Genomic DNA, 17,121 nt, shown 5'->3' on the forward strand with positions numbered 1-17,121 from the left:
CCTCCATGACCACGCCCATTTTTCTTTCTGTCGTGATTCCAGCCAAGAACGAAGCGCAGAACCTGCCCGTCCTGATAAGGGAAATCTGTACAGCGCTCACTGAAGAGCATTACGAGATCGTGGTGGTTGACGACGGCAGCACGGATGAAACCCTGCACGTGCTGACAACGCTCAAGGAAAGCGGCCTAACGGAGTTGCGTATCCTGCGCCATGAGCAATCACTCGGTCAGAGCACCTCGATCTATCACGCCGCGTTGGCAGCCGAGGGTAACTGGCTGGCGACGCTGGACGGTGACGGCCAAAACGACCCTGCCGATATTCCGGGAATGCTGTCGCTGGTACGAGCCCGCCAGGAGCGTTCGGACTCCATCCAACTGGTCGCGGGGCACCGGGTCAATCGCCGCGATACGGCCAGCAAACGCTGGGCTTCTCGATTCGCCAATGGCTTGCGTCGTCGCCTTCTCAAGGACGCAACGCCGGACACCGGCTGTGGCTTGAAGCTGATCGAGCGAGCCGCGTTCTTGCGCCTGCCCTATTTCGACCACATGCATCGATTCATTCCTGCGCTCATTCAGCGGCACAACGGCCGGATGATCGTCCACCCGGTCAATCACCGCCATCGCCAGGCCGGAGTCTCCAAATACGGCAATCTGGACCGCGCACTGGTCGGCATTCTTGATCTGTTCGGCGTCTGGTGGCTGATCCGCCGAACACGTCTGAATGTTCCGGCACAGGAGCATCGCCCATGAAACCGGACAGCGAAACGCTTTGGCTGATCGTGGGCTTTGTAGGGCAGGCGGTCTTCACCGGCCGTTTTGTTCTGCAATGGCTGTACAGCGAGTTCAAGAAACGCAGCGTCATTCCAGTAGGGTTCTGGTACCTCAGCATGCTGGGCAGTTCCATCCTGTTGGTCTACGCCATCTATCGACAGGACCCGGTCTTCATCGCAGGTCAGTCCTTCGGTCTGCTCGTGTACTTGCGAAATCTTCAATTGATCAGCCGCCAGGCCAGCACGCCCAAGGAGCAGTGATGTTGCGAACTCCCTTTTCGCCACGCCTCGAAGGATGGTTGCTGGTCGCGTTGGCCGTCCTGCTGATCGGCGCAGGTCTGGGTATGCGCCAGCCGCAGAACGTTGACGAAGAGCGCTTTCTGGGTGTTGCTCTGGAGATGCTGCAAAACGGTTCGTGGTTCGTTCCGCACCGGGCGGCCGAGATCTACGCCGATAAGCCACCGCTGTTCATGTGGACGGTCGCCTTCTTCATCTGGCTGACCGGTAGCCCGAACATCGCACTTTATCTGCCCGGTCTCCTTTCCGCAGGCACGATCACCGCTGTCCTCTATGACCTGGGGAATCGTCTTTGGGAACGACGCATCGGTCGATACGCCGCCTTGCTGTTCCTGGCAACGTATCAAACCTACAGCATCCTGCGAACAGGGCAAATCGACAGCTTCCTTTGCCTGTGGGTCGCGCTGGGCTTCTACGGATTGGTTCGCCATCTGTTGCTTGGACCTGCCTGGGGCTGGTTTTACTTCAGTTGCGCAGCGATGGGCCTGGGCATCATCAGCAAAGGCGTAGGTTTCGTACCGGCTCTTATGCTGATTCCGTATGCCTACGCCGTACGTAAAAACTGGCACGGTGTGGTGCGAATGCCTGGGCAGGCCGCACGCTGGGCGCTTGGCCTGCTGGTCACACTGATTGCATGCTGCCTCTGGTTGGTGCCTATGGTGATCTCGGTCGTGCGTGACGGTGGACCCGAAGGCTTTGCCTACCTTCATGAAATACTCTTGCACCAGACGGCCAACCGCTACGCCAGCGCATGGGACCACCGCGAGCCCTTCTGGTATTTCCTTGTCAACGTCATCCCTCAGTACTGGCTGCCACTGGTGTTCGCACTGCCCTGGCTCATCCCGGCCTGGCGCAGGCAATTGAGCAAGCAGGATGGTCGCGTACTGGTACTGCTGGGCTGGGTCTTGCTGGTACTGCTGTTCTTCAGTCTTTCCAGTGGCAAACGCAAGCTCTACATCTTTCCGGCGCTACCTGGCCTGGTCCTGGTCGCTGCACCACTCGTGCCCTGGCTCCTGCGCCGCTGGTTTCGGGAACGCGTGTTGGCCCGGCGAATCGTTCCCACGATCGTCGTTGTCTGGCTCGCTCTGTGGTTCGCCAGAGGCTTTATCGAGCCTGTCGTTGAAGGCGAAAACCCGCATAAAGAACTCATGGAGCAGGCAGCTGAAGTCACCCACGGGGCCGACCTGGTCCTGGTCAATTGGCGTGAAGGACACTGGCTCTATGCGCGCCAGCCCATGGTGCATTTCGGCTTTGCCCACGCGCTGGCGAACGAGCGGGCGGCCAGTTGGCTTAGAGAGCACCCCGGCACCTTCGCGCTGGTGCCAGGCGAACTATTGGCCAACTGCTTCCTTCCAGAAAAAGCCCACCCGCTGGGCAAGACGTCCAGAGCTGACTGGTTCTTAGTCGATGCCCAGGCCGACAACGGCGTGTGCCGACCTGAACGCCCTCCGGAAGTGTATCGATTCGCCTGGAAACAGAATGCTCAATGACCGCAAGCCCCACTCGCCACAACAGCAGGGAGCGCGTGAAGCCATGCTTCTGGAAAAGACTGAAACAAAACGGGCGGGTTGGTCGGGTCTCCCTCGACGACGAGTTTCGTTCCTGCAGGTACTGCTCTTTGCAGCTGTATTCGCGGTGTTGATACTGGCATACGCCGTGTCGGCCCACTTTCAGCTTCATCAACAGCTCTACCATTACGGCCTGACCTGGCTGAAAGGCAATGAGGCTCCCGAAAGGAACATCTGGTTGCCGGGCTTTCAGGTGGTCATTGACGCAAAGCCCATCGATCCGGCGGTGGCCAATATCTCGGGAATCACTTACGACTACGACAACCATCGCCTGTTGGCGGTGACCAACAAAGGCCCGATGCAGCTGCTGGCGCTGGACATGGACGGAGACATACTCGAACGCTATCCGTTGATCGGCTTTGAGGACACCGAAGGGGTGACCTACCTGGGTAACGGACGTGTGGCACTTTGCGACGAACAGCTCCAACAACTGGATATCATCAAGGTGCCCGGGCAAGCGCGTCCGATTCAGGTCGAAGAGGCCGAATATATTGCGTTGGTGATCAATCCGAGCCTTCATAACAAGGGCTTCGAGGGGGTGACTTACGATCCGGCTAACGACCGTTTATTCGCAATCAAGGAGCGCGATCCACGCCAGCTGTTCGAGGTCTCAGGCGTCTTGCGGTCCATCGATCAACATCGTTTGCAGATCAAGGTCGTGGATCGGCTGGACTGGATTACAGAGAGTGTTGCGACACGCGACCTTTCGGACGGCCACTACGATCAGCGCACCGGACACTTGCTGCTGCTCAGTGACCAGTCACGCTCGATTACCGAGCTGGACGGCAATGGCCGGTTCGTCAGCATACGCTCACTCACGAGTGCATTTTCCGATCTTCGAAACAGCGCGCCTCAACCCGAAGGACTGACGATGGATCATGATGGCAACTTGTACGTGGTCAGCGAGCCGAATCTGTTTTACAAATTTTCGAAATTATCGAAATAGTAGCGTGAGCAGGCCTCTGATTGCGCGGCTCATAAGCTTTCCAGTATCTGTGCATTACGGGGAAAACTGGCACTGGCAAGCCGATCATTGCTTGCTTAGGTCAGCCAGTTTGCGCCTGAGTTCAGGCAACGCGCCGGGGCCGGATAAGCCAAGACCTGGATCGTTCTGATCAATCGGGTCCGGTCTGTATCGGGCCACCCCTGAATGTCGTCATCAATGGCCAACCAGTGACTCTGCACAGAACGCGCAACGTACCTATTTATCTGGTTATAGGTATCCGATCCACGAACCCCACATTTCAAGCCACTGGCTGACGCCTGATGCTGTGCTCCCGTTTTCTTTCAGGAGCCAGCACCATGATGCGACCCGACGCCAAAGTCGAGAAAGTCTACCTCTATCCCAAACCCGTGGATTTCAGAAAATCCATCGATGGCTTAGCTGCTTTGGTCGAGTTGGATATTAAAGTGGCGGTCTTTGATCCGGTGCTCTTTGTCTTTCTCAACAAATCCCGGAATCGAGTGAAGATTTTGTATTGGGAGCGTAACGGCTTCTGCCTTTGGCTCAAGCGTCTCGAGTCCGAGCGTTTCAAAATCTCGCCAGATGATGTCGACGAAGCCATTGTGCTGACGGTTCAGGAATTGAATTGGCTGCTGGATGGATTTGATCTGTGGCGCAACCGTCCTCATAAGATTTTGACTCCAAGGTTTGTTGCCTGACGGGTATAATCCAGGGCATGCGACCATTGCCCGACAACCTTCCTGACGATCCCGTATTGCTCAAACAGATGCTGCTTGAGAGCTACGAAGCACGCTCGCGCGAACAGGAAGTTAAAGACGCCTACGCCACTCACATCGTTGATCTCAAAGAGCAGATCAAGCTGCTGCGTGACCGTATTTTTGGTCGAAAGTCCGAACAAACCGTCGAGCCTAATACCCCTCAACTTGCCTTGTTCAATGAACCTGAAAGCGAGCCTATGCTCCCGGTCGGCGATGCTGATGAGGAAGTAGTTGCTCCTGCGCCACGCCGTGGCAAGCGCAAGCCACTGTCGGCTGATCTGCCGCGCATTGAAGTCATCCACGAGCTGCCCGAACACGAACTGACCTGTGCCTGCGGTTGCCGCAAGCATGTCGTCAGCGAGGAAACCAGCGAGCAACTGGATATCGTGCCGATGCAGATTCGGGTGATCAAACACATCCGCAAAGTCTACGGCTGTCGTGGCTGTGAGTCGGCACCGGTCACAGCCGGCAAGCCTGCGCAGTTGATTGAAAAGAGCATGGCCAGCCCCAGCGTGTTGGCCATGCTGCTGACCACCAAGTATGTCGACGGCTTGCCGCTGCATCGTTTTGAAACGGTGCTAAGCCGACATGGCATAGAAATCCCGCGTCAAACGTTGGCCCGCTGGATTATCCAGTGCGGCGAACATTTGCAGCCGCTGTTAAATCTGATGCGTGATCGATTGCTGGAAAGCCCGGTCATCCACTGTGACGAAACCCGCGTTCAGGTACTGAAAGAACCAGATCGAGACCCGACCAGCCAATCCTGGATGTGGGTACAGGCCAGCGGGCCTCCAGATCATAAAGTCGTATTGTTCGACTACACTTCCAGCCGCGCGCAGGACGTACCGTTACGGCTGCTGGAAAGTTATCGCGGCTATGTGATGACTGATGATTACGCGGGCTATAACGCGCTGGCGTTACAACCGGGCGTGGAGCGCTTGGCGTGTATGGCCCATGCGCGGCGCAAATTTGTCGAAGCACAAAAAGTGCAACCTAAGGGCAAGACCGGGCGTGCCGATATCGCGCTGACGATGATCAATAAGCTGTACGGTATCGAGCGCGAATTGAAAGACGGCAGCGACGAACAGCGCTTTACCGGTCGGCAGGAGAAAAGCCTGCCAATCTTGGCTCAGTTGAAAAGCTGGCTGGATAAAACTCAGTCCCACGTGACGCCGCAAAGCGTGCTGGGCAAGGCAGTTGGTTATCTGGCGAATAACTGGAGTCGGCTGAAGCGTTACGTGGAAGCCGGCTTTTTACCGATCGACAACAACCCGGCAGAGCGCGCAATAAAGCCGTTTGTTATTGGGCGCAAAGCCTGGCTGTTCAGCGACACGCCTAAAGGCGCCACCGCCAGTGCACAGATCTATAGCTTGGTCGAGACCGCCAAGGTCAACGGCCAGGAGCCCTATACGTGGCTGCGCCACGTACTGGAGAGGTTGCCACTTGCGCAGTCGGTGGCCGACTATGAGGCGTTGCTGCCGTGGAACTGCTCACCGGAAATGCCAAGATAAACGGAAGCCGCATCTGATGGTAGGTGTGGTTGGTGGATCGCTTACGGTTATAGCGCGAGGACTGATCCCATCCGACTTCGTCTGCCCACTCCTTGCTCATAGAGCTGTGCCAGGTCGATTCAATAGCGCGACGCTGAAATGTGGACGGCAAGTCCTCATCAATGTACTGAAAATTGATCAAAGCTTTGTGCGCGATATGCTGACTGACAAAAGCGATGCCGGGACCCCTGCTTTTATACCCAGTGCGATAGCCGCCTTATGTGCCTTGCCTCGGAGCCCTTTCTTTCGACCAGCAAGTACCTGGTAAGTAGTCCCTAGGTCGAGGCCATGATCGCGTGCGAATTCAGTTACGCTGATTCCTTGGGCTTGTAATCAGAGCTTTGCTTCTTGTGGAGATTTAAGCATATTCAGTAGACCGCGTTGATAGGGTGTTGAGATTGAAATTTAGGTGGTCCTTTTTCAAAGAATATCCTCTGGTTGTAAATTTTCAAGACCAGTGGTTTGAGCGCTATCGTATTGAATGCATAGCCAAGTCAAGATACACCCAAAAGAATCTACCCACCGCTTGCCCCCTATTAACGGGCAGCTTCAAAAAATTTTTATAAGAGATCGCATCGCCATGTCATAGGTAGATAGCGTTCGTGGAAGATCATTCACAACTGAATCACCTCAGCACTCGATGTTGATTAAGCGAAAAGGCCCGTTGAACCAGCCTTATCACTGGCGATGCATTGTGCCTTTACAGAACAGCCCGCTGCCTTGCCTCTTCACGCACCTGATTTTGAAGCGTCAGCTTGGCTTGAATTTCGGCATACAACTGCGCGTGTTCGTTGTCACGATCAGCAACTGTTACCACCAGGGCGTAAGATTCTCGATCCAGCACGTCGGGATGATTCCATTCCCGATCCTGGCGGATCACAACTACAAACCATTTTTCTTCTGGATTTCGCTTCTTGAACGTCCACCGCGAGGACTGGACGGTCCCGCGGCTTCTCAACTGAGCAGTGATGTCTCGATTCTGCTCAGCGTCATCTCCACGGGTCTTCGTTTCGTCCTGCTTGTCGTAGTTAAACGAGGCCTGGACTTCCTCAAGCGACGAACCTTTCACTAGGCGATAACTGATCTGAGTTGCCAGATAGTCCAACCGAGTTGTCCTGACGGCAGGAGAATAAGCCAGCGTGACGCTCAGGTGCCTTGCCCCTCTAGCCCTGCGAAGAAACGAAGTGGGCAAAGGCAGTTCGTAGAACTGGCACGAGTCCTTCTCAATGGACTCTTCACACATCAGCACAACGCAATGGTCGGAAGACCGAAACAGGTCTGCCTCATTCACTTGGCCGTAACCACTCACATCGCGCGATATTTCACGGTTGTGGGTCGCCTTATTAGCTTTGTAGCCCTTCCTCATGTCGTCGGAGAAAGTCGTCTCGACCTCGCTAGACAATGACGCATGATTCACCAGCATAGCGCGCAAGAGGTTCGCCGATGCCTCTGGGTGCTCGTTAAGGAGACGGCCCGCAAGATGGGTGATGTAGGGCGCGGAAAAGCTGGTACCGCTTATTTCTTTGAACAGGGTATTGCCCTGAAACTGGTGGTTCATGCTCAGAACACCAAGCCCTCTCATTTCGGCACGCCACTGAGCATTCACTTGATGCATGGGGCAGGCAAGATTACCTCCGGCGGCCACAAGCTCTGGCTTCAGTGCACCTTTAAAGGCTTAAAATGGCATGGAGAGCAGTGGACTTCCCAATACCACTCAGCCCTACGACGCTGAAAGAATCAGCAGTCGACTTGAAGGAGTCATGATAGCGCTGAGAACCCGATAAGGAGTGCAGATGCCTGACCGTGTCGGGTGAGGTTGGATTGCGTCCAACGTATCCGCGGCGGATCAGCAGAGAGAACATGGACTCAAGCTCCAAATGCAGCAGGAACGGCTGTACGACTGTCCTCAGACGATCAATGCAGTGAATCCGCGTTGTTCCTTCAAGATCAAGCTCTTCAGGTGTTACTGGCTGGGGGAAATTCGATATCAACTCGATGGCTACCGTTTCCGGAAGAATTGGCGGCAAGGCTTCAATCAACGGATTTCCCGCATACTCAGTGATGGCCTGCTTGGTATAGCTCGCAAAAATTTGCGCTCCTTTCATTTGGAATGCCCCGGCCGAAGCCTTTTTAGCAAGTCGATAACCTGCGCGCTGCGGGGCCCCGCATACGAGTCATGCGCAATGGACGGGACTTCTACGTCAGGTAGGACAGGTTCCGCACGAACACCATCAGGGACCGTGGCGTTTTCTCGCTCTAGCCGCCGCTCCTCTGCACGATTGTCACGGATATTGGCCACCGCCTTTGCCTTAGTAGGGGCAGGAGGTTCAAGCTTCCGCTCGGCCAGTGCCGTATTGATGATCTGCTCCACTGTGTCGACCAAGCCTACGCGGCTCTCCAACTCCGCGCGCTTATGGGCTGGGGGCGACTGCCGGTGCGCTTCCAGCACATCGTAGATCTTGTCGGAGCGATAACCTGCGTATTTGGCATCCGAGCGACGAAGGTCGCAGCGTAGGAACTGCTTGTTCTCACCCTGGATCCAGATATGGGCTGCAGAGTTCGGGTCGAACCGGCAGTCGATCGACCAAACACCATTGCGCCGCGCTTTGGCGAACCAGTTTTCTTGGATCGCCAGCTCGCAGACGTAGTGCATCCCACGGAATATCACGCCCCCCTTTTGCACGGTGGCTCGTTCACGGGGCAGCAGGTGGAGATAGATCAGGTCATCAGGTCGGTTGTTGGCCTGAATCAGGTCATTCTCCGAAGCCCAAGTCCAAATGCCAATAGGAGTAGGTTCGACATCGTCGTTCATCATGACTTGAGTGAGACGGTCCGGCTGCCGGTGATAGCGGTTGTAGTGAAGGACACACTCAATGACGATCTGGGTGAACTCCTTCAGGTTCAGCGTGGCGTCAAGTCGATAATCACGCTCACCCCGTTCCTTCTCGCGCGCAGCCACACCGCCTGGAAGCCACCTGATACCAGTTAGATCATTGAGGATACCGAACCGACTCTCGACCATGGGTTTCCAATCTGGTCGGTACGGAGGAGCCGTACCCATCTCGATACCCAAGCCACTCGCCAGTCCTTCTGCTGCCAAAGACAGCATCTCGCCTCTGTCGGCATAGATGTGATGTGGCAGATGACTGCAGGCCCAATCTTCAGAGTTGATTTCAACGCCGTTCTGCGCGCAGAAGCCTACTTTGGAAGTGAACGCATTGAAAAGAGCCTGCCGAGCACCGTTCCAGCTCGGACCCTCCAGGCCGACATATAGACCCACAATCATCCCCGAGTAGCTATCCACCACGATATACACCACGGGCCTGCCAATCAGCATACGCCGGGAGTAACTGTTGACCAGATAGATGTCGGCAATCGTCGCGTCAATCTCGAATTGATGGCATGGACCTCGAAGCCAATCGCGAACAGTGCCGTTTAGCGGACGACAATCCTTGAGCCACCTCGTCTTGCCCTTACGCCCACGATCGGTTTCGATTTCATCGAAAAAGAGCTTGCCCCAATAATCAAACTGATTGAATGTCGGTATTTCCGACTCAGGTAGCAAGCGGACGCGGTTCTCAGCATTTTTGGAGAGTTCTTTTACCGAGTAGAACCTCCTTAGCATTTTGTCGTAAGCACTGCGGATCGTGGATGTCTTATTTTTTGCGTAAAGCGCATACCCGCGTACTCGGCATCGGCGAAGGTCATCTGTTTCATCAGGGAAGCTCGGTGAAAGGTGTTGGGGTATTTTGCCAAATCAGGAAACCTTTTTCAGAGTTTCCCTAGGAAAAAACGGTCCGCGAAACGACCTCTTGGAAGTACTCCCTAGCCTACTCTTACTGAAAAGCGAAGCCGCTAATCCGGACCAACGGCTTGGTCCAGAAACCGAAAACCCCCGTATTTTCGGGGGTTTTCACGCTGTGTCAAACTTTATTATTTTGTGTCAATCTTTATTCTGAACAGCCAACAAGCCTCTTCCCTGTGGATAACTCACTCCACCGTCACCGACTTCGCCAGATTCCGCGGCTGGTCAACGTCCGTCCCTTTCAACACTGCCACATAATACGAAAGCAGCTGCAACGGAATGGTGTACAGAATCGGCGCCAGCGCATCGATGATGTGCGGCATGGCGATGACGTGGGTGCCTTCGCCGTTTTTCATGCCGGCTTGCTCGTCAGCGAATACGATCAACTCTCCACCGCGCGCGCGGACTTCCTGCAGGTTGGATTTGAGTTTTTCCAGCAGCTCGTTGTTGGGCGCGACGGTGACAACCGGCATGTCGGCGTCGACCAATGCCAGCGGGCCGTGTTTGAGTTCGCCAGCCGGGTAGGCTTCGGCGTGGATGTAGGAAATCTCTTTGAGCTTGAGCGCGCCTTCCATGGCCACCGGGAATTGCGCGCCGCGCCCGAGGAACAGGGTGTGGTGCTTCTCGGCGAACAGCTCGGCGACTTTCTCGATGGTGCCGTCCATTGCCAGGGCTTCGCCCAAACGGGTCGGCAGGCGGCGCAGTTCTTCGACCAGTTGCGCTTCGACGCCCTCCTCCAACGAGCCTTTGACCTGACCCAGCGACAGGGTCAGCAGCAGCAAGGCGACCAGTTGCGTGGTGAAGGCTTTGGTGGATGCCACGCCGATTTCCGGACCGGCCTGGGTGAGCAGGGTCAGGTCGGATTCCCGCACCAGCGAGCTGATGCCCACGTTGCAGATTGCCAGGCTGGCCAGAAAGCCCAGCTCTTTGGCATTGCGCAGCGCGGCCAGCGTGTCGGCGGTTTCGCCTGATTGCGAGATGGAGACGAACAGGGTGTCTGGCTGAACCACAACCTTGCGGTAGCGGAACTCGCTTGCCACTTCTACCTGGCAAGGTATGCCAGCAAGGCCTTCGAGCCAGTAACGCGCGACCATGCCGGCGTGATAGCTGGTGCCACACGCCACGATCTGAACGTTGCGGACCTTGGCGAACAGCTCGGCTGCCTGTGGACCAAATGCGTGGACCAATACCTGATGCTGGCCCAGACGACCTTCAAGCGTGCGCTGCACAACTTTAGGTTGTTCGTGGATTTCCTTGAGCATGAAGTGGCGGTATTCGCCTTTGTCGGCGGCTTCTGCACCTTCGTGGTACTGCACCACTTCACGCACGACCGGCAGGCCGTCAACGGTCCAGATCTGCACGCTGTCGCGACGGATCTCGGCGATGTCGCCCTCTTCCAGGTACATGAAACGGTCGGTCACCTGACGCAGCGCCAGTTGATCGGAGGCCAGGAAGTTTTCGCCCATGCCAACGCCGATCACCAGCGGGCTGCCACTGCGGGCGGCCAGCAGGCGATCAGGCTGTGCGGCGTTGATCACCGCAAGGCCGTAGGCACCGTGCAGTTCTTTCACGGCAGACTTCAGGGCAACCGCCAGATCAGGCGTGTCCTTGAGTTTGTGGTGCAGCAGGTGAACGATGACTTCGGTGTCAGTATCGGACACGAAAACGTAGCCCAGGCTTTTGAGCTGTTCGCGCAGGGCCTCGTGGTTTTCGATGATGCCGTTGTGGACAACTGCCAGCTCGTCGGCCGAAAAGTGTGGGTGTGCATTACGCTCGCACGGTGCGCCATGCGTGGCCCAGCGGGTGTGAGCAATGCCCAGACGGCCGATCAGTGGCTCGCCGGCCAGCGCCTGTTCCAGCTCGCTGACCTTGCCGGAGCGACGACGGCGTTCAAGAACGCCTTCGTTAGTGAAGACAGCCACGCCTGCGCTGTCATAGCCGCGATATTCAAGGCGCTTGAGGCCTTCGAGCAAAATAGCCGTGATATTACGTTCAGCAACGGCGCCGACGATTCCACACATGGTTCTCTCCTAACTGACAGCGGCACAAATGAGATTGATGCCACGGGCCTGTATCTGATCGCGCGCTTCAACGGGCAGGCGATCATCAGTAATAAGGGTATGGATACTGCTCCAGGGCAGTTCCAGATTGGGGATCTTGCGGCCTACCTTGTCGGCTTCGACCATGACCACGACTTCCCGGGCGACTTCAGCCATGACCCGGCTCAAGCCCAGCAGCTCATTGAACGTGGTGGTGCCACGAATCAGATCGATGCCGTCGGCACCGATGAACAACTGATCGAAATCGTAGGAGCGCAGTACCTGCTCGGCGACTTGGCCCTGAAACGACTCGGAATGCGGGTCCCACGTCCCACCGGTCATCAACAGTACTGGCTCGTGCTCCAGGTCGGTGAGTGCGCGGGCGACGTGCAGGGAGTTGGTCATGACCACCAGGCCGGGTTGCTGGCCCAGTTCAGGAATCAACGCAGCAGTAGTGCTGCCGCTGTCGACGATGATCCTGGCGTGCTCACGAATCCTTGAAACGGCAGCGCGAGCGATGGCCTTTTTATAGCGGGACACCGGCTGACTGCTTTCACTGATCAACTCGTGGGGCAAAGGAATCGCACCACCATAGCGGCGTAATAGCAGGCCGTTGGTTTCCAGTGCCGCCAGATCCTTTCGGATCGTAACTTCGGAAGTTTCAAAGCGCCTAGCCAGATCATCGACACTCACTTCACCCTGCTCGTTAAGCAAGGCAAGGATGTTGTGGCGGCGTTGTGGTGTATTGCGCTTCGTCATGACTGCCTTAGGTTTCGTTTCGAAAGATAACGAAGGCAATCAAAACCTATTTTTGCGGATTGGTCAAGGCCAGAGGGTTTGGCAGGACACTTTTATTGGCTCCCTGCCGCTACTTTGTGTGCAGCAATTGTGGAGCAGAGTGTAATGCAAGGCACTCCCACTGGAGCATGAGGAACGAGATTCTCGTAACTAACGTTCCAGTGATCCGCTCTCAGAAGTATGCATAGGCCAGTTGGACCGATCCGGAATGCATTTTTGTGGGAGCGGACTTGTCCGCGAAAGCTATTCACAAAGATTCCAGGACGTGAGATGGCTTTCGCGGACGAGTCCGCTCCCACAGGGCATCATTTTTTCCGGGCTGTGGATAACTCAGTCTTTCGTGATTTTCACCGGCCGCTTCCAGCCTTCGATGTTGCGCTGGCGGGCACGGGCCACGCCGAGCTGTTCAGCAGGCACATTCTGCGTGATGGTCGAACCGGCTGCAGTCGTCGCACCGTCCAGGATATCCACAGGCGCAACCAGAGAGTTGTTGGAACCGATGAAGACGTCTGCACCCAACGTGGTCTTGTGCTTGTTGGCACCATCGTAGTTACAGGTGATGGTGCCGGCACCGATATTGGTGCGTGCGCCAACTTCGGCGTCGCCCAGGTACGTCAGGTGGCCGACCTTGGCACCCTCGCCGAGGTTCGCATTCTTGAGCTCGACAAAGTTACCCACATGCGCCTTGGCACCCAGCACACTGCCAGGCCGCAAGCGTGCGAACGGGCCGGCATCGCTGCACTCGCCCAATAGTGCGCCGTCGATATGGCTGTTGGCTTTGACGACCACACCCTTGCGCAAGGTGCTGTCCTTGATGACGCAGTTAGGGCCGATCACCACGTCGTCTTCAATGATCACCTTGCCTTCGAGGATCACGTTGATGTCGATCAGCACATCCCGCCCGACACTGACCTCACCGCGCACATCGAATCGCGACGGGTCACGCAAGGTGACGCCTGCCGCCATCAGACGGCGTGCCTCGCGCAGTTGATAATGACGCTCCAGTTCCGAGAGCTGCTTGCGATCATTGGCTCCCTGCACTTCCATTGCGTCGTGTGGCTGTTCAGTCGCAACCACGAGGCCGTCATTGACCGCCATCGCGATGACATCGGTCAGGTAATACTCGCCTTGGGCGTTGTTGTTGGAGAGGCGCCCGAGCCAGTCCTGCAAATGGGAGGCAGGCACCGCGAGAATCCCGGTGTTGCCTTCGGTGATTGCCTTCTGCGCATCAGTGGCATCTTTGTGCTCGACGATAGCGCAAACGCGATGCTGATCGTCGCGAACGATACGACCGTAGCCGGTGGGGTCATCCAGCTTCACGGTCAACAAGCCGAGTTGCTCGGGTGTCACCCGCTTGAGCAGACGCTGAAGGGTTTCCACTTCGATCAGCGGTACATCGCCGTACAGAATCAACACGGTTTCAGCCGTCAGCGCAGGCAATGCCTGAGCAACCGCATGGCCTGTGCCCAGCTGTTTGTCCTGCATCACGAAATTCAGGTCGTCGGCCGCAAGCTGTTCACGCACAGCATCCGCGCCGTGGCCAATCACCACATGGATGCCGACTGGGGATAACTGACGCGCGCTGTGGATAACATGGCCGAGCATGGAATTGCCTGCCACTGGATGTAGAACCTTGGGCAGCGCCGAACGCATCCGGGTACCTTGGCCAGCAGCGAGAATAACGATATCGAGAGACATGATAGGACTACCAACTGAGCGGCAACCGGTACCGTAGGCAGGCTGACGTGGAAAAGGAAATCTGAAAAAAGAAAAAGGGTAGCCGAAGCTACCCTTTTTCTCAATCGCGTATAGGAGTCAGCGGGTTAGCCGCCAAACTTCTTGCGAATTTGCTGAACGGTGCGCAGCTGAGCTGCAGCCTCGGCCAGACGAGCAGTTGCAGATCCGTAATCGAAATCCGCGCCTTTTTCGTTCAGGGCTTTCTCGGCAGCCTTGACAGCGGCCTGAGCAGAAGCTTCGTCCAGGTCGGCAGCACGTTGCACAGTGTCGGCAAGCACCTTGACCATGTTCGGCTGAACCTCAAGGAAACCACCGGAGATGTAGAACACCTCCGCTTCCCCACCCTGCTTGATCAAGCGGATCGGGCCCGGCTTCAGATCAGTGATCAGCGGCGCGTGGCCTGGAGCGATACCGATATCACCCAGGTTGCCGTGCGCAATCACCATCTCGACCAGACCGGAGAAGATTTCCCCTTCCGCGCTGACGATGTCGCAATGGACTGTCATAGCCATTTGCTTGCCTCAACCTAATTAGCGCCCGTTGCCGGGCGCCGGGATTACAGTTTCTTGGCTTTCTCGATCGCTTCTTCGATGCCGCCGACCATGTAGAACGCTTGTTCTGGCAGGTGGTCGTAGTCACCGTTGAGGATGCCTTTGAAGCCAGCAATGGTGTCTTTCAGGGAAACGTATTTACCCGAAGCACCGGTGAAGACTTCTGCCACGAAGAAAGGCTGGGACAGGAAGCGCTGGATCTTACGAGCACGGTTAACCAACTGTTTGTCGGTCTCCGACAGCTCGTCCATACCCAGGATCGCGATAATGTCTTTCAGCTCTTTGTAACGCTGCAACACGTACTGAACGCCGCGAGCGGTGTCGTAGTGTTCCTGGCCAATGACGTTCGGATCCAGCTGGCGCGAAGTCGAGTCCAGTGGATCTACCGCTGGGTAGATACCCAGGGAAGCGATATCACGGGACAGAACGACGGTGGCGTCCAAGTGGGCAAACGTGGTCGCTGGCGACGGGTCAGTCAAGTCGTCCGCGGGTACGTATACGGCCTGGATCGAGGTGATCGAACCATTCTTGGTGGAAGTGATGCGCTCTTGCAGAGTGCCCATCTCTTCAGCCAGGGTCGGCTGGTAACCTACTGCGGAAGGCATACGGCCCAGCAGTGCGGATACTTCAGTACCGGCCAAGGTGTAACGATAGATGTTGTCGACGAACAGCAGAACGTCGTTACCTTCGTCACGGAACTTCTCGGCCATGGTCAGGCCGGTCAGTGCTACGCGCAGACGGTTACCCGGCGGCTCGTTCATCTGACCGTAAACCAGTGCCACTTTGTCCAGAACGTTGGAGTCCTTCATCTCGTGGTAGAAGTCGTTACCCTCACGAGTACGCTCACCCACACCGGCGAACACGGAATAACCGCTGTGCTCGATGGCGATGTTACGGATCAGTTCCATCATGTTTACGGTCTTGCCGACACCGGCACCACCGAACAGACCGACTTTACCGCCTTTGGCGAACGGGCAGACCAGGTCGATAACCTTGATGCCGGTTTCCAGAAGGTCGTTGCCGCCAGCTTGCTCAGCGAAGGACGGTGCAGGACGGTGAATGCCCCAGCGCTCTTCGGTGGCAATCGGGCCAGCTTCGTCGATCGGGTTGCCCAGCACGTCCATGATCCGGCCCAGCGTCGCTTTACCGACCGGTACGGAGATGGCTGCGCCAGAGTCTGTTACTTCCAGACCACGCTTCAAGCCCTCGGTGGAGCCCATCGCAATGGTACGAACCACGCCGTCGCCCAGCTGCTGCTGAACTTCCAGAGTGGTTCCTGCCGCGCTTTTGACTTCCAGCGCGTTGTAGATACTCGGTACGCTATCGCGTGGGAATTCCACGTCGATCACGGCGCCGATGATTTGAACGATACGTCCGCTACTCATTAGCTGGTTCCTCTAATATTTGAACCGTTAAACCGCGGCAGCGCCGCCGACGATTTCCGAGATCTCTTGGGTGATCGCTGCCTGACGCGCCTTGTTGTAGATCAGCTGCAAATCACTGATCAAATCACCGGCGTTGTCTGTGGCGTTCTTCATCGCGATCATCCGCGCCGCTTGTTCAGCTGCGTTGTTCTCGACCACCGCCTGGTACACCTGCGATTCCACGTAGCGAACCATCAGGCCGTCAAGCAGCTCTTTGGCGTCGGGTTCGTAGAGATAGTCCCAGTGGTGCTTGAGCCCTTGATCCGGGGTTGCCACCAGCGGAATCAATTGCTCCACGGTGGGTTGCTGGGTCATGGTGTTGATGAACTTGTTGGATACCACGGACAGGCGATCAATACGGCCATCCAGGTAGGCATCCAGCATCACCTTGACGCTGCCGATCAAGTCGTTGATCGACGGCTCTTCGCCCAGGTGGCTGATCGCAGCGACGACGTTACCGCCGAAGTTGCGGAAAAATGCCGCACCTTTGCTGCCGACCACGCACAGATCGATCTCTACACCGTTTTCACGGTTCACCGCCATGTCCTTGACCAGAGTCTTGAACAGGTTGGTATTCAAGCCACCACACAGACCACGGTCACTGCTCACTACGACATAACCGACACGCTTCAAAGGGCGCTCGATCATGAACGGGTGGAGATACTCCGGGTTGGCGTTTGCCAGGTGACCAATCACCTGACGAATGCGCTCCGCGTAAGGACGGCTAGCAGCCATACGCATTTGAGCCTTGCGCATTTTGCTGACCGCCACTTTTTCCATGGCGCTGGTGATCTTTTGCGTGCTTTTGATGCTCGCAATCTTGCTGCGAATCTCTTTTGCGCCTGCCATGTAACACCTATC

Annotated in this window: 13 protein-coding genes and 3 pseudogenes; 6 read left to right on the top strand and 10 right to left on the bottom strand. The window is 56.4% G+C overall.

The window, feature by feature from the left end:
* The first annotated feature begins 5 nt into the window (after positions 1–5).
* The 6 genes from PSPTO_RS28920 (at position 6) to PSPTO_RS28945 (ending at position 5,867) form a co-directional block, all read left to right on the top strand.
* Positions 6–749, top strand: a complete 744-nt coding sequence (locus tag PSPTO_RS28920; RefSeq protein ID WP_011105585.1) for a glycosyltransferase family 2 protein — start codon at positions 6–8, stop codon at positions 747–749.
* Positions 746–1,030, top strand: coding sequence for a lipid-A-disaccharide synthase N-terminal domain-containing protein (locus PSPTO_RS28925; RefSeq protein WP_025995396.1), 285 nt, complete (start codon positions 746–748; stop codon positions 1,028–1,030). The genes PSPTO_RS28920 and PSPTO_RS28925 overlap by 4 nt, the downstream gene beginning before the upstream one ends.
* Complete coding sequence (locus PSPTO_RS28930; RefSeq protein ID WP_161797815.1) at positions 1,027–2,556, top strand: ArnT family glycosyltransferase; 1,530 nt, start codon at positions 1,027–1,029, stop codon at positions 2,554–2,556. Before PSPTO_RS28925 ends, PSPTO_RS28930 begins: the two co-directional genes overlap by 4 nt.
* A gap of 43 nt (positions 2,557–2,599) precedes the next feature.
* Complete coding sequence (locus PSPTO_RS28935) at positions 2,600–3,580, top strand: SdiA-regulated domain-containing protein (protein WP_011105587.1); 981 nt, start codon at positions 2,600–2,602, stop codon at positions 3,578–3,580.
* 356 nt (positions 3,581–3,936) lie between these two features.
* Positions 3,937–4,296 (top strand): IS66 family insertion sequence element accessory protein TnpB, encoded by a 360-nt coding sequence (tnpB, locus tag PSPTO_RS28940; RefSeq protein ID WP_003409203.1) that lies wholly within the window; start codon positions 3,937–3,939, stop codon positions 4,294–4,296.
* Positions 4,297–4,313: 17 nt separating this feature from the next.
* Positions 4,314–5,867, top strand: coding sequence for an IS66-like element ISPsy5 family transposase (locus PSPTO_RS28945; RefSeq protein WP_003409202.1), 1,554 nt, complete (start codon positions 4,314–4,316; stop codon positions 5,865–5,867).
* A gap of 177 nt (positions 5,868–6,044) precedes the next feature.
* On the opposite strand, the pseudogene PSPTO_RS28950 reads toward PSPTO_RS28945, so the two are convergent.
* The 10 genes and pseudogenes from PSPTO_RS28950 to atpG form a co-directional block, all read right to left on the bottom strand.
* Positions 6,045–6,278: pseudogene (locus PSPTO_RS28950) on the bottom strand (DNA-binding protein).
* A 328-nt stretch (positions 6,279–6,606) separates the two neighbouring features.
* Positions 6,607–7,566 carry a S8 family serine peptidase gene (locus PSPTO_RS28955; RefSeq protein WP_080946619.1) on the bottom strand — a complete coding sequence of 320 codons (960 nt, stop codon included), beginning with the start codon at positions 7,564–7,566 and terminating at the stop codon, positions 6,607–6,609.
* Between the two features lie 10 nt (positions 7,567–7,576).
* Positions 7,577–8,011: pseudogene (locus tag PSPTO_RS28960) on the bottom strand (ATP-binding protein); the annotation flags it as partial.
* A pseudogene (locus PSPTO_RS28965) lies at positions 8,008–9,597 on the bottom strand (Mu transposase C-terminal domain-containing protein); the annotation flags it as partial. The pseudogenes PSPTO_RS28960 and PSPTO_RS28965, both read right to left, overlap by 4 nt.
* A gap of 299 nt (positions 9,598–9,896) precedes the next feature.
* Entirely contained in the window at positions 9,897–11,732 is a 1,836-nt protein-coding gene (glmS, locus tag PSPTO_RS28970; RefSeq protein WP_011105589.1) for a glutamine--fructose-6-phosphate transaminase (isomerizing), read from the bottom strand.
* Between the two features lie 9 nt (positions 11,733–11,741).
* Complete coding sequence (locus PSPTO_RS28975; RefSeq protein ID WP_007244951.1) at positions 11,742–12,509, bottom strand: DeoR/GlpR family DNA-binding transcription regulator; 768 nt, start codon at positions 12,507–12,509, stop codon at positions 11,742–11,744.
* Positions 12,510–12,878: 369 nt separating this feature from the next.
* On the bottom strand, positions 12,879–14,246 hold the full coding sequence (gene glmU / locus PSPTO_RS28980) for a bifunctional UDP-N-acetylglucosamine diphosphorylase/glucosamine-1-phosphate N-acetyltransferase GlmU (protein WP_011105590.1): 1,368 nt from the start codon (positions 14,244–14,246) through the stop codon (positions 12,879–12,881).
* Positions 14,247–14,371: 125 nt separating this feature from the next.
* On the bottom strand, positions 14,372–14,797 hold the full coding sequence (locus PSPTO_RS28985) for a F0F1 ATP synthase subunit epsilon (RefSeq protein WP_004882435.1): 426 nt from the start codon (positions 14,795–14,797) through the stop codon (positions 14,372–14,374).
* A gap of 44 nt (positions 14,798–14,841) precedes the next feature.
* A complete protein-coding gene (atpD, locus tag PSPTO_RS28990; RefSeq protein ID WP_003377898.1) occupies positions 14,842–16,221 on the bottom strand; it encodes a F0F1 ATP synthase subunit beta in 1,380 nt (459 codons plus the stop codon).
* A 27-nt stretch (positions 16,222–16,248) separates the two neighbouring features.
* Entirely contained in the window at positions 16,249–17,109 is an 861-nt protein-coding gene (gene atpG / locus PSPTO_RS28995) for a F0F1 ATP synthase subunit gamma (protein ID WP_011105591.1), read from the bottom strand.
* Positions 17,110–17,121: the final 12 nt, after the last annotated feature.

The sequence above is a fragment of the Pseudomonas syringae pv. tomato str. DC3000 genome, assembly GCF_000007805.1.
In the GTDB taxonomy this organism is placed as follows: Bacteria; Pseudomonadota; Gammaproteobacteria; order Pseudomonadales; family Pseudomonadaceae; genus Aquipseudomonas; species Aquipseudomonas avellanae.